1 protein-coding gene and 1 pseudogene are annotated in these 785 nt (G+C 41.9%); both read left to right on the top strand.

The window, feature by feature from the left end:
- A partial coding sequence (locus HMPREF1039_RS08125) for a hypothetical protein (protein WP_176603336.1) occupies window positions 1–553 on the top strand: 553 nt, incomplete at its 5' end.
- A 43-nt stretch (window positions 554–596) separates the two neighbouring features.
- Window positions 597–785 (top strand): annotated as a pseudogene (locus HMPREF1039_RS08570) (hypothetical protein); the annotation flags it as partial.

Here is a 785-nt window from a genome sequence, read left to right as displayed (position 1 = left end):
AGTCGGTAAACAAACTGTCAAAGCAGGAAGTACGGTAACGGTAACAGGAGATACATACGTTAAAGCAACAGTGAATGATAAAGGTCTGACACTGGGGCTTAATGAAGATGCTCTGAATAGCCAAATCAATACGCAGATTACAAGCAATAGCACCGTAACAGGGAAGATGTCTGCATGGAAACTCAAGGCTAACGGAGTGAAAGGCGAAGGAACGGTGAATAATACGGATAACACCGTTACCTTTGACGTGGAAACAGATAAAGGACTGACCGTAAGCCGTGTCGGAAACACGATCAAGTACGGCATTGATACAGATAAGGTAATTGAGAATATTAATAATTCGACAACGAAGAAGATAACCAATGTAGCCGGTGATAAGATTGATATCAGCAACAATAGTGCTGTTACGAACATTAATAGCAAACTGAAAGCCGGATTTAAAGTGAAAGCCGGCGAAACGGAAGAAACGGTAGGGTTAGATAACAAGAATCCGGAAACGGTGGAATTTAAAGCCGTATCTGAAAATAACAGCTTTACTGTAGGTATTACTTAAAAATGACAAGACGCATACTAAGACGATCACGTATAAATTAGCAGATAACTTAACATTCGGCAAAAACGGTAAAGACGGTAGAGACGGTACTATCGGCGTAAACGGTAAAGACGGAAGTGCTGTCGTTATCAACGGTAAAGACGGTTCTATCGGCTTGAAAGGTAAAGATGGAGCTAATGGTCTGTCCATTCGTGGGGAAAAAGGTGACGAAGGAAAACCGGGTGTAGACGGT

The sequence above is a fragment of the Megasphaera lornae genome (assembly GCF_000214495.1).
In the GTDB taxonomy this organism is placed as follows: domain Bacteria; phylum Bacillota; class Negativicutes; order Veillonellales; family Megasphaeraceae; genus Megasphaera; species Megasphaera lornae.
Note: the sequence above shows the minus strand (reverse complement) of the source record. Positions and strands in the feature narration are given on the sequence as shown.